This window comes from Lelliottia nimipressuralis (assembly GCF_004402045.1).
GTDB lineage: Bacteria > Pseudomonadota > Gammaproteobacteria > Enterobacterales > Enterobacteriaceae > Enterobacter > Enterobacter chinensis.
The window spans coordinates 352,454-364,974 of the sequence record NZ_SOMG01000030.1 but is presented as its reverse complement, the minus strand read 5'-3'; the positions used below and the strand labels follow the sequence as shown (position 1 = coordinate 364,974).

The 12,521-nt window shown below is 56.4% G+C and carries 11 protein-coding genes; 6 read left to right on the top strand and 5 right to left on the bottom strand.

Translation table 11 applies throughout. The annotated features are described in order from the left end of the window. Positions 1 to 3: 3 nt before the first annotated feature. The 3 genes from umuC to E3U32_RS19380 form a co-directional block, all read right to left on the bottom strand. The gene (gene umuC / locus E3U32_RS19390; RefSeq protein WP_134350063.1) at positions 4 to 1,266 is read right to left on the bottom strand and encodes a translesion error-prone DNA polymerase V subunit UmuC; all 1,263 of its coding nucleotides are present in this window, start codon (positions 1,264 to 1,266) and stop codon (positions 4 to 6) included. Then, complete coding sequence (gene umuD / locus E3U32_RS19385; RefSeq protein WP_134350062.1) at positions 1,250 to 1,684, bottom strand: translesion error-prone DNA polymerase V autoproteolytic subunit; 435 nt, start codon at positions 1,682 to 1,684, stop codon at positions 1,250 to 1,252. The genes umuC and umuD overlap by 17 nt, the downstream gene beginning before the upstream one ends. Before the next feature lie 328 nt (positions 1,685 to 2,012). Continuing rightward, positions 2,013 to 2,879, bottom strand: a complete 867-nt coding sequence (locus E3U32_RS19380) for an aldo/keto reductase family oxidoreductase (protein WP_134350061.1) — start codon at positions 2,877 to 2,879, stop codon at positions 2,013 to 2,015. 143 nt (positions 2,880 to 3,022) lie between these two features. Here E3U32_RS19380 and tcp point away from each other — a divergent pair, with 143 nt between their 5' ends. Next, entirely contained in the window at positions 3,023 to 4,684 is a 1,662-nt protein-coding gene (tcp, locus tag E3U32_RS19375; protein ID WP_134350060.1) for a methyl-accepting chemotaxis citrate transducer, read from the top strand. Positions 4,685 to 4,711: 27 nt separating this feature from the next. Here the strand turns inward: tcp and smrA are convergent, their stop codons facing one another. Both smrA and E3U32_RS19365 read right to left on the bottom strand, forming a co-directional pair. Continuing rightward, positions 4,712 to 5,275, bottom strand: coding sequence for a DNA endonuclease SmrA (gene smrA / locus E3U32_RS19370; RefSeq protein WP_134350059.1), 564 nt, complete (start codon positions 5,273 to 5,275; stop codon positions 4,712 to 4,714). 355 nt (positions 5,276 to 5,630) lie between these two features. Continuing rightward, positions 5,631 to 6,542, bottom strand: coding sequence for a LysR family transcriptional regulator (locus E3U32_RS19365; RefSeq protein ID WP_134350058.1), 912 nt, complete (start codon positions 6,540 to 6,542; stop codon positions 5,631 to 5,633). A 175-nt stretch (positions 6,543 to 6,717) separates the two neighbouring features. Between E3U32_RS19365 and E3U32_RS19360 the strand changes: the two genes are divergently transcribed. The 5 genes from E3U32_RS19360 (at position 6,718) to fnr (ending at position 12,503) form a co-directional block, all read left to right on the top strand. Then, positions 6,718 to 8,028 carry a M20 family metallo-hydrolase gene (locus E3U32_RS19360; RefSeq protein ID WP_134350057.1) on the top strand — a complete coding sequence of 437 codons (1,311 nt, stop codon included), beginning with the start codon at positions 6,718 to 6,720 and terminating at the stop codon, positions 8,026 to 8,028. Next, the gene (locus tag E3U32_RS19355; protein ID WP_134350056.1) at positions 8,028 to 9,473 is read left to right on the top strand and encodes a M20 family metallopeptidase; all 1,446 of its coding nucleotides are present in this window, start codon (positions 8,028 to 8,030) and stop codon (positions 9,471 to 9,473) included. Before E3U32_RS19360 ends, E3U32_RS19355 begins: the two co-directional genes overlap by 1 nt. A 41-nt stretch (positions 9,474 to 9,514) precedes the next feature. After that, the gene (gene abgT, locus E3U32_RS19350; RefSeq protein WP_134350055.1) at positions 9,515 to 11,041 is read left to right on the top strand and encodes a p-aminobenzoyl-glutamate transporter; all 1,527 of its coding nucleotides are present in this window, start codon (positions 9,515 to 9,517) and stop codon (positions 11,039 to 11,041) included. Positions 11,042 to 11,051: 10 nt separating this feature from the next. Continuing rightward, the gene (gene ogt / locus E3U32_RS19345; protein ID WP_134350054.1) at positions 11,052 to 11,567 is read left to right on the top strand and encodes a methylated-DNA--[protein]-cysteine S-methyltransferase; all 516 of its coding nucleotides are present in this window, start codon (positions 11,052 to 11,054) and stop codon (positions 11,565 to 11,567) included. 183 nt (positions 11,568 to 11,750) lie between these two features. Next, positions 11,751 to 12,503: a fumarate/nitrate reduction transcriptional regulator Fnr gene (fnr, locus tag E3U32_RS19340; protein WP_006174991.1), complete on the top strand. Its 753-nt coding sequence runs from the start codon at positions 11,751 to 11,753 to the stop codon at positions 12,501 to 12,503. Positions 12,504 to 12,521: the final 18 nt, after the last annotated feature.

The window sequence follows — 12,521 nt, the reverse complement described above, 5'->3', positions numbered from 1 at the left end:
CCTCTACCTCGCCACCGGTAAATCCGCGTACCGCGTCGTATAGGCCGGTGACAGCATCTCACGCTTCATCGCCCAGGATTTCTCAATACCCTGCCCGGCAAACCACACCTTCCCTTTACCGGAATGATTTAAACTGTCGATTATCTCCATCAGCGCCGCGCTGTTGGCGCGCAGACGATTATCGTCAAACAGGTTCAGCTGGGCGACGCCGCTGCTGAAAAAGTCCGCCAGCATCACCCCGGCTTTCATATAGCGATACCCGTCGCGCCATATGCGCCCCAGCGCCTCCGTGGCGGCACGGATGATATCCCGCGAGTCATTGGTGGGCGTCATCAGGGTGACCGAAGCCTGATTGCCGTAATAAATTTCGTTGTCCGCATGCGGGCTGGTGCGCACAAACACGCTGATAAAACGGCAATATTGATGCTCGCCGCGCAGTTTTTCTGCTGCCCGCTCCGCGTAGGCGCAAATCGCCTGATGCATCTCTTCATATTGGGTAATACGGTGTCCAAACGAACGGCTACAGATAATTTGCTGCTTCGTGGGGGTGAACTCTTCCAGGTCAAGGCAGGGCTCACCGCGAAGCTCGCGCGCCGTGCGTTCCAGCACCACGTTAAAATGTTTGCGAATGACCCAGGAAGACGCTTCCGCCAGATCCAGCGCCGTGGTAACCCCCATCGCGTTAAGCTTTTTCGTGATGCGCCGCCCTACGCCCCACACCTCCTCTACCGCAACCTTTGCCAGCAGCTTACGCTGCCGCTCCCGATCAGAGAGATCGACCACGCCGCCGGTGCCGGCCCACCGCTTCGCCGCATAGTTAGCCAGCTTCGCCAGCGTTTTTGTCGGGGCAATACCGACGCCAACGGTTAAGCCCGTATTTTTAAAGACCTGCGTGCGCATCTGGTGACCAAACGCTTCCAGCGATATGCAGTTATTGACTCCTGATACGTTCACGAACGCCTCATCAATCGAGTAAATCTCTATTGCCGGGGCGAGATCGGTCAGCGTCTGCATCACTCGACTGCTGAGATCGGCATACAGCGCATAGTTCGAGCTAAAGACGTAAACCCGCGACGGATAGCCCTTCTCTTTGAACTTAAAATACGGCTCACCCATTTTTATGCCGAACTGCTTTGCCTCCCGCGACAGGGAAATAATGCAGCCGTCATTATTGGAAACCACCACGATGGGCTTCCCCTGTAGATCGGGGCGGAACACCTTCTCGCAGGAGGCATAGAAGCTGTTCACATCAACCAGCGCGAACATGTTTATGCGTTTTGAGGGTGTGGGTGACGACACCGAAGATTTGCAGCTCCTCTTCGGACTGAAAGGTAATCGGCTGATAGCGGGCATTATGTGGCATAAGTCTCAGAACCGGACGGGTCTGCAGCTCTTTCACCGTAAACTCACCGGCGACCGACGCGACGACGATATCCCCATGTTCGGCGTTTAACGAACGGTCAACCACCAGCAGATCGCCGTCGCCGATCCCCGCCCCAATCATGGAGTCTCCGCTCACCTTGATAAAATAGGTCGCACTGGGGTGTCTCACTGCCAGCCGGTTAAGATCGAGACGATCTTCCACATAATCCTGCGCCGGGCTGGGGAAACCACAGGCAACACGCTCTAAAAATAAAGGTAATTCAATGCATTGGTTTGGATGATAAGAAAAGAGAGTGTCCATAATGCCTTTCTCGCCAGATACTGTATATAAATACAGTATTACGGATTATGGCCAGGGATCAAGGTCATTTCCGGAAGCGAACCCAAACGCGTTGAAGTTTGAGCGGATTTAATTTAGCTGCATCCTCTGTCCGGAACTCGCCTCAGGGTTCTTCCTGGTTAGCGTTAATAGCCCTCATAACACAAGTCACTTTAAAGTCACAAGCAAATGACTTATTTGTGACTTGCAAAAAAGTAAATTCACAAAAATTGAATCACTTAATATTGACTTTAATGTCAGATAAAATCATATAGCACGCAAAGCCCTTCGGGCCTTGCGTATGTCACGATCAGTCCATCAGCGAATTCAGCGTTTCCAGGGCCTCAGGCGGTAACCGCAGCTCGCCCGCCGCAAGGTTTTGCCGCAGATGCGCCACGGAAGAGGTGCCTGGGATCAGCAGGATATTCGGGGAACGTTGCAGCAGCCATGCCAGCGCAACCTGCATTGCCGTCGCGCCCAGTGAGTCTGCAACAGCCTGTAGCCCGGAAGATTGCAGTGGCGTAAAGCCCCCCAGCGGGAAGAATGGCACATAGGCCACCCCCTGCTGCGCCAGCAGATCCACCAGCGCGTCGTCGCCCCGGTTCACAATGTTGTACATGTTCTGCACGCACACTACCGGCACCATCTTCTGCGCTTCCGCGACCTGAGTGGCCGTGACGTTGCTCAGGCCAATATGACGCACCAGCCCCTGCTGTTGTAATTCTGCCAGGGTGGAAAGCGGTTCAGCAATCGACCCTTCCGCCGGCCCGTGCACGCTAAACATGATCCGCAGATTCACCACATCCAGCACGTCCAGCTGCAAATTACGCAGGTTGTCATGCACCGCCTGAGTCAGTTCCTGCGCGGAGAACGCCGGTAGCCAGGCGCCTTTGCTATCGCGACGGGCACCAATCTTGGTGACGAGCGTCAGATCGTCCCGGTAAGGATGCAGTGCCTCGCGGATCAGCTGGTTCGTCACGTGGGGGCCATAAAAATCACTGGTATCAATATGGTTAACCCCCGCTGCCACAGCTTCGCGTAACACGTCCAGCGCGGCCTGTTTATCCTTCGGAGGACCAAAAACGCCCGGCCCGGCCAGCTGCATCGCGCCATAGCCCAGTCGTTTAACCGTTCGCGTTCCGAGCGCGTACGTCCCGCTTTTATCAATGCTGCTCATGTTGACCTTCCTCATAAAAATGATCCGGGTTTACAACAGGTTCCTTCAAAGAGCCCTTAGTTAAGCGCAAGTTAATTAAAGTTTAAATTCTCTACGACGATAGTAATTAAGTACCCCTGCATCTTCTCTAACGGACGACCGCCATGCTGAAAAATCTGCACGTGATTACCGGTATTATCTTTGCCCTCACCATATTCTGTCTGTTACAAGTTGTCACGGGAGGGTTGTTCTACTCTGCCGTCAGCAACGATCGCCATAACTTCCAGAACTCCGGCGTACTCAATGCCCAGCAGGAAAGCCTGAGCGACAGCGTGAACACGCTGGTGAAAACGCGCGTCACCGTCACCCGTGTGGCGATCCGCTACCTGAAAAACCAGCGTGACCCGGCTTCCCTTGCGGCAATCAATAAATTGCTTGGCACCGCAGGTGACTCGCTGGCAAAAGCCGAAGCCTATAACAAAGAGTGGCAGAAACTGCCGCAGGTTAAGGGCCAGGATGCGGCCCTAACCGACGAGATGCAGAAATCCTGGAATCAGATGCACGAAGTGATGCGTTTGTCGATTGAGTATCTGCGCGCCGACAACTACCAGGCCTATGGCGATCTGGACGCACAGCAGGCTCAGGACGATATGGAGGCGGTCTATAACCGCTGGCGCGCCGAAAACAACACCCTGCTGAAGGCCGCCACCGAAGAGAACCAGAGCAGCTTCACGCAGATGCAGTGGACGCTGGCCGCTATTCTGCTGGCCGTTATCGCGGTACTGGTGGTTATCTGGCAGGGTTTACAACACCTGCTGTTAAAACCACTCAACACCATTATGAACCATATTCGCGCCATTGCAGGAGGCGATCTGACGCAGGATATCGCGCTTTCCGGCCGCAATGAGATGGGTCAGCTGGCCGCTGGCCTGCATGAGATGCAGCAGTCGCTGGTGACCACCGTCAGCGCCGTACGCGGAAGTACAGATTCCATCTACACCGGCGCAGGCGAAATTGCCGCAGGGAGCAACGATCTTTCCGCCCGCACCGAGCAGCAGGCGGCCTCGCTTGAAGAGACCGCCGCCAGCATGGAAGAGCTGACGGCGACGGTTAAGCAGAACTCCGATAACGCCCGTCAGGCTACGCTGCTGGCGAAGAACGCCTCTGAAACCGCTGCGCGCGGCGGCCACGTGGTGGATAACGTGGTGAGAACCATGACCGAAATCGCCGACAGCTCGCAGCAAATTGCGCATATTACCGGCGTGATTGATAGCATCGCGTTCCAGACGAACATCCTGGCGCTTAACGCGGCGGTGGAAGCCGCACGCGCCGGGGAACAGGGTCGTGGATTTGCGGTGGTTGCGGGAGAAGTCCGTACGCTGGCGAGCCGCAGCGCACAGGCGGCGAAAGAGATCAAAGGACTGATAGAGAACTCTGTCAGCCGCGTGAGTACCGGCTCTGAGCAGGTTAGCGAGGCTGGCACCACCATGAAGGAAATCGTCGCCGCCGTCACCCGCGTTACCGACATTATGGGCGAGATTTCATCAGCCTCTGACGAGCAGAGCCGCGGCATTGAACAGGTGAGCCTGGCCGTTTCGCAAATGGACAGCGTGACGCAGCAAAACGCCGCGCTGGTGCAGGAGTCCGCCACGGCGGCCGCGGCACTGGAAGATCAGTCAGAACAGCTGCGCCAGGCAGTGGCCGCGTTTCGTCTGAACGGAAAAGAAAAAGCGGTAGCCCCACGCCCGGCCAATGTGAAAACGCCACAGCTGTTGCGCCCGGCAACGACAACCGCCTCTACCGACAGCAACTGGGAAACGTTCTGAGTTTCAGGCGGGCGAGGATATCGCCCGCTAGCGGCTGCGCTTGGCGTGCCGCTCCCAGTTATCCTGTTTCGCTTCATCGGATTTGCGCAGCGAGACATAGCATGCCCCGCTGCCACCGTGATGCGGCAGCGCCACGCAAAAAGCCTGCACTTCCTCAAACTCGGTTAACCAGCGCGCCAGATAGCTGCGCACCACGTTAGGATGTGAGTTCTGCTCGCGTCCTTTCCCGTGAATGATAATCAGGTTGCGTAACCCGTCGCGCCCGGCCTGACGAATGAAAGAAAAGAGCATCTGGCGGCAGCGTTCGGCGGGCTGGCGCAGGAGGTTTAAGCTGGCCTGGCGGGCGTATTTGCCCGAGCGCAGCTTATCAATAACGCCCTGTTGTACTCCTTCGCGCCTGAACGCCAGCGGCTCTTCGAGGGGCAGAAGGTCAAGAAAATCCAGCGTCAGGAAGTTATCCAGCTGTTCATTATCCACCTCCTCACGCGCCCGGGTATTGCGGCTCGGCTGCCAGTGAATATCCGCGCAGCGCTTCAGGGGCTGGACATCTTCCATGGCGTCAAGAAAAAATGATTTGTCGTCAGGGTTCATGGACATCCTCCGGCTACAACTGAGGACGGTACTATACCTGCGCCTGAGGCCGGCCTCAATCGCCGCTATACGCCGTCGTGCGCCATAAATATTAACCCGATGAATATATATAGTATTTATAAAGTGAACTTAAACATCACTTAACTAAAATTTCAGCAAAGGTAAAATAAGTGATTTGTGTTAAATTTTCGTAAAATCAAATACTCAATACCCTTCCATTTTTCGGGAAAGGTGTTATACCTAAATAAACCTGCTTCATGGAAATAATACTCAGGATTGGCGAAAGGACGCACTGCTGTGTGTACTGGAGGGTCTGTCAGATGTCGGGCAGACCCTGTTTTTTATGATCGGATTTTCACGCCACAACTATTTTCCTCGCTTCCCTTCTGAATTGCGTAATTAATGATTCGGCAAGGGGCGTCTGACGTGAATCACGTCGCTGAATTAAATAATATGCTGCTTTTGGAAGCGATTCGACAACTGGCAGCATGACCAGTCGGTGCGCCAGCAGCGGGTCACAGCCCAACTCCTGCGGTAATATGCTTAAAAAATCGCTTTGCGCGACCAGGCTAATACAGGAGGAAAAGGTTTCGCAGACAACGCCTATTCGCGGTATTTGCGAGCGATGACTAAATACCTCTTCCAGTTGCTTATAATAACTTCCCCGTGGCGTCGGCATTGTCCAGTTATAATGCAGCAGTTCATTAATAGAGGTTGCCCCCGTTGCCGGGTGCCCTTCTCGGCAAAATACCGCAAACGGCTTTTCGAAGAGTTTTTCAAACGTAAACTCGTGGTCATAAGGCCCCTGATAATAGGTGTTGATGGTGAAATCCAGCTCACCCTGGCGTAATTCATTGATCATCGACACCAGCTGCCCTTCCATAATCCGCACCTTGACCTGCGGATGTTGCGCATGAAAGCGAGTGATAACGGCAGGCATCAGGCTTCGTGAAACGCTGGCTCCCATCCCGATATTGATCTGCCCGGCCAGTTCACCCTGCCGCTGACGGATATCATCCTGCGCCGCGCGCAACTCTTCCAGAATCAACCTCGCGCGCTGGTAAAAGCCCTCACCGCATTCGGTTAACGCGACGCCCTTGCTCCTGCGCACGAAAAGCTGCGCCGCCATGCCCTCCTCCAGCTCTTTAATGGATTTGGTCAGCGCCGGCTGCGAAAGATTCAGCGTCCTGCTGGCACCGCGAATGCTGCCCTGACGCGCGACTTCAACGAACGCCCGGATTTGATGAAATTTAATCTGAAATGACATAGCCCGACCGATAACCGTTGTTTATCAGAGTAAAGAAACTGTCATCTACTTTAATGGAAAGGGATGTGCGAGGGTAATTCCTGAACGGTTAAAACTGTGAAAAATCGGTTAGTGATAAGTAAAAACTATCACAGCGTGAAGCAGTTCACATATTTTAATGATGACAGGAACAGATATGGACACACTGGCGCAGTACATCCAGACGTTAGCCCCGCAGCTGAGCGCATGGCGTCGCGATTTTCACCATTTTGCGGAATCCGGCTGGGTAGAGTTTCGTACCGCAGCGAAAGTTGCGGAAGTCCTGGACTCGCTGGGTTACGAACTGGCGATGGGCCGCGACGTGGTGGATGCCGAGAGCCGTATGGGGCTGCCCGACGATGCCACCCTTTCGCGAGAGTTTGACCGCGCCCGCGCACAAGGTGCGCCTGAGAAATGGCTGGCGCCGTTTGAAGGCGGGTTTACCGGCATCGTGGCGACCCTCAATACCGGCCGCCCTGGCCCCACCCTGGCGTTTCGCGTGGACATGGATGCCCTTGATTTAAGCGAAGCGCTCGATGAGAGCCATCGCCCGTTCCGCGACGGTTTTGCCTCATGCAATCCGGGCATGATGCACGCCTGCGCACACGACGGCCACACCACGATTGGGCTGGGGCTGGCGCAGGTACTTAAGCAGAAGGAAGCGCAGCTCAGCGGGACCATCAAGCTGATCTTCCAGCCAGCCGAAGAAGGGACGCGCGGCGCGCGCGCCATGGTTGCCGCCGGGGCGCTGGACGACGTGGACTATTTTACGGCTATCCATATTGGTACCGGCGTGCCTGCCGGGACGACGGTCTGCGGCAGCGATAACTTTATGGCGACCACCAAGTTCGACGTGAGCTTTACCGGTGTTGCCGCACACGCAGGCGGTAAACCGGAGGACGGGCGTAACGCCCTGCTCGCCGCCGCACAGGCCGCCATCGCCTTGCACAGCATCGCCCCGCACAGCGAAGGGGCGTCCCGGGTGAACGTTGGCGTACTGCAGGCGGGCAGCGGGCGCAACGTGGTGCCCGCCGATGCCCTGATGAAGGTTGAAACGCGCGGCGAAAGCGAAGCGATTAATCAGTATGTCTTTGAACGCGCGCAGGCAGTTATTAACGGCGCGGCCGCACTCTACGGCGTTAAGGCAGAGATGCGCCTGATGGGTGCCGCCACCGCCAGCTCGCCGACACCGGCCTGGGTTGATTATCTGCGCGAACAGGCCAGTCAGGTTTCCGGGGTTGTTCACGCGATCGATAAGGTGAAAGCCCCGGCCGGTTCCGAAGACGCCACGCTGATGATGGCCCGCGTGCAGCAGAACGGCGGCATGGCGTCGTATATGGTGTTTGGCACAGATTTGAGCGCCGGACATCACAACGAAAAATTCGACTTCGATGAGCAGGTCATGACTATCGCCATCGAAACGCTGGCGCGGACTGCGCTCAATTTCCCGTGGACGCGAGGTGTTTAATGCAGGACAACTACGCTTTTATTGCCGATGCGATCGACACGCGATGTCGCACGTTAAGCGATATTGCCGATGAGATCTGGGATCGTCCTGAAACCCGCTTTGAAGAGTTCTGGTCCGCCGAACGGCTCGCCAGCGCGCTGGAAGCCGAAGGTTTCACGCTCACGCGCGAAGCGGGCGGCATTCCCAACGCCTTTATCGCCAGCTTCGGCAGCGGGAAACCGGTTATCGCCCTGCTCGGTGAATACGATGCGCTGGCAGGGTTAAGCCAGCAGGCACACTGCGCAACGGCGCAATCCGCCACGCCGGGGGCTAACGGCCACGGTTGCGGGCATAACCTCTTAGGCACCGCGGCGCTTGCGGGCGCGGTGGCGGTAAAAAGCTGGCTGGAGCAGCACGGCGGCAGCGGGACGGTGCGTTTTTACGGCTGTCCCGGTGAAGAAGGCGGCTCCGGGAAAACCTTTATGGTGCGCGAAGGCCTGTTTGACGACGTCGATGCCGCCGTCACCTGGCACCCGGAAGCCTTTGCCGGCATGTTTAACGTCAGCACGCTGGCTAACATCCAGGCCGCGTGGCGCTTTCACGGCGTGGCGGCTCATGCGGCCAACTCTCCCCACCTGGGGCGCAGCGCGCTGGATGCCGTAACGCTGATGACCACCGGCACCAACTTCCTCAACGAACACGTCATTGAGAAGGCGCGCGTCCATTATGCCATTACCGATACCGGCGGAATTTCGCCCAACGTGGTGCAAGCGCAGGCCGAGGTGTTGTACCTGATCCGCGCCCCGGAGATGGCCGATGCGCAGCAAATTTACGAGCGTATCGAGAAAATCGCCCAGGGCGCGGCAATGATGACCGAAACCACCGTCGAGTGCCGCTTTGACAAAGCCTGCTCCAGCTACCTGCCGAACCGCACGCTTGAGGCGGCAATGTATCGCGCCCTGCAACACTACGGCACGCCGGCCTGGACGGAGGAAGAACGCGACTTTGCCCGCGAGATCCGCGCCACGCTGACGCCAAACGATCTGCAAAACAGCCTCAAAAATATTGCCGCTACGGGAGGTGAAGCGGGGAAAGCCTTTGCCCGTCGTCATCAGGAGACGCTGCTGGTGGATGAAATAGCCCCATATGCCATTACCGACAACGTGCTGGCGGGCTCAACGGACGTGGGTGACGTCAGCTGGAAAATGCCGGTTGCCCAGTGCTTCAGCCCCTGCTTTACCGTCGGCACGCCGCTGCACACCTGGCAGCTGGTGGCGCAGGGGCGAACCTCCATTGCCCACAACGGTATGCTGCTGGCCGGGAAAGTCATGGGCGCAACCGCGCTCAATCTGCTGCAGGACGCAGCGCTGCTGAAAAAATGCCGTGAAGAGTTTGAACAACAAATACAAGAAAAACCGTACGTGTGTCCTATCCCACAGGGCGTGACACCGTCACCTTTAAAATAAAAAAACACAACACAACAACACAACACTCCCGAGGAACGCCCATGAGTATGTCATCCATACCTTCGCATTCCCCATCCGGTAAGCTCTATGGCTGGGTTGAAAGGATCGGCAATAAAGTGCCGCACCCTTTCCTGCTTTTTATCTATCTGATTGTGATTTTGATGGTCGCTACCGCCGCGCTCTCCGCCTTTGACGTTAGCGTGCGCAGCCCGGCTGACGGCAGCCTGGTGGCGGTGAAAAACCTGCTAAGCATTGAAGGGCTGCACTGGTTTTTACCCAATGTGATTAAAAACTTCAGCGGTTTCGCCCCGCTGGGTGCCATTCTGGCGCTGGTGCTGGGGGCCGGGCTCGCCGAGCGCGTGGGCCTGTTACCAGCCCTGATGGTGAAAATGGCCTCTCACGTCAGCGCGCGTTACGCCAGTTACATGGTGCTATTTATCGCCTTCTTCAGCCATATCTCCTCCGACGCCGCGCTGGTGATCATGCCGCCGATGGGGGCGCTGATCTTCCTCGCCGTCGGGCGTCACCCCGTGGCAGGCCTGCTGTCGGCAATTGCCGGCGTCGGGTGCGGTTTTACCGCCAATCTGCTGATTGTGACCACCGATGTCCTGCTGTCCGGCATCAGCACGGAAGCGGCGAAAACCATCGATGCGGCAATGCACGTCAGCGTAATCGACAACTGGTACTTTATGGCCAGCTCGGTGATTGTCCTGACGATTGTTGGCGGGCTGATTACCGATAAGATCATCGAGCCGCGCCTCGGTAAATGGGAAGGCCGTAGCGATGAAAAGCTCGAGACGCTAAGCAAAGAGCAGCGCTTCGGCCTGCGCGTGGCCGGCGTCATCTCGCTGGCCTTTATCGCGCTGGTGGCGCTGATGGTGGTGCCGGAAAACGGGATATTGCGCGATCCGGTTAAACATACCGTCCTGCCCTCGCCGTTTATCCAGGGCATTGTGCCGCTGATTATTCTGTTTTTCTTTGTCGTTTCGCTCGCCTACGGTATCGCCACTGGCAAAATCCGCCGCCAGGGCGATCTGCCGCAGCTGATGATCGAGCCGATGAAAGAGATGGCGGGCTTTATTGTGATGGTGTTCCCGCTGGCGCAATTCGTTGCCATGTTTAACTGGAGCAACATGGGCAAGTTTATGGCCGTTGGCCTGACCGACGCGCTGGAGGCCGCCGGGTTAAGCGGTGTGCCGGCGTTTGTCGGCCTGGCGCTGCTGTCATCTCTGCTGTGCATGTTTATCGCCAGCGGCTCCGCCATCTGGTCGATTCTGGCCCCGATTTTCGTGCCGATGTTTATGATGCTTGGGTTCCACCCGGCCTTCGCGCAGATCCTGTTCCGCATCGCGGACTCCTCGGTCATTCCGCTGGCGCCGGTTTCACCGTTTGTTCCGCTGTTTTTAGGCTTCCTGCAGCGCTATAAACCCGAGGCCAAACTGGGTACCTACTATTCGCTGGTTTTACCCTACCCGCTTATCTTTTTAGGGGTATGGCTGGTGATGCTGGTCGCATGGTATCTTGTCGGCCTGCCGATTGGGCCGGGGATCACCCCGAGGCTGAACTAAAGGAATGAGGATGCTGAGATTACTCGAAGATAAGATTACGACGCCGCTTGGGCCGCTGTGGGTGATCGCGGACGAGCAGTTTTGTCTGCGCGCCGTTGAGTGGGAAGAGCACAGCAACCGCATGGAAGAACTGCTCGATATTCATTACCGCTCACAGGGGTATGAACGCATCCGCGCCACCAACCCGGGCGGACTGAGCGACAAGCTGGCGGCCTACTTCGAAGGCGATCTCAGCATCATTGACACCCTGCCAACCGCCACGGCAGGCACGCCTTTTCAGCGCGAAGTGTGGCAGGCGCTGCGGTCCATTCCCTGCGGACAGGTCATGCATTATGGGCAGCTCGCGGAACAGCTAGGTCGCGCAGGAGCCGCACGTGCAGTGGGCGCCGCAAACGGCTCCAACCCGGTCAGCATCGTGGTGCCCTGCCATCGCGTGATTGGCCGCAACGGTACCCTGACCGGCTATGCCGGAGGGGTGCAGCGAAAAGAGTGGTTACTGCGTCATGAAGGGTATCTGTTGCTCTAGTTCCCAGGCTTTTTGTGCTTAATTTTCTTCCGGTTAGGCTAAAAATCCATAATCAAGCTGTGGAATTTCAAGAAGATGGCGACACGTTGCCGTCACTTGTCCTTATTGACGGTTTGTCAGGCTTACGTACTTACCAAAAAGATGTTAAAATTGACCAATATCAATTAAGGCTTGAGCAAACCTATGATCCCGGAAAAGCGAATTATACGACGCATTCAGTCTGGCGGTTGTGCTATCCATTGCCAGGATTGCAGCATCAGCCAGCTCTGTATCCCGTTTACCCTGAATGAGCATGAACTCGATCAGCTTGATAACATCATCGAGCGCAAAAAGCCTATTCAGAAAGGGCAGACGCTGTTTAAAGCGGGAGACGAACTGAAATCGCTCTATGCTATCCGTTCTGGCACCATCAAGAGCTACACCATCACCGAACAAGGTGATGAGCAGATCACCGGCTTCCATCTGGCGGGCGACCTCGTGGGCTTTGATGCCATCGGCACAGGCCATCACCCGAGCTTTGCTCAGGCACTCGAAACCTCGATGGTTTGCGAAATCCCGTTTGAAACCCTGGACGATCTGTCCGGTAAGATGCCTAACCTGCGCCAGCAGATGATGCGTCTGATGAGCGGTGAGATCAAAGGCGATCAGGACATGATTCTGCTGCTTTCCAAAAAGAATGCAGAAGAGCGCCTGGCTGCGTTTATCTACAACCTCTCCCGCCGCTTCGCCGAGCGTGGCTTCTCGCCGCGTGAGTTCCGTCTGACCATGACGCGTGGCGATATCGGTAACTACCTGGGCCTGACCGTGGAAACCATCAGCCGTCTGCTGGGCCGTTTCCAGAAAAGCGGTATGCTGGCCGTTAAGGGTAAATACATCACTATCGAAAACGGTGAAGCGCTGGCCGTTCTTGCCGGGCATGCCCGCAACGTGGCATAACTTTCCGCATGTTGATGA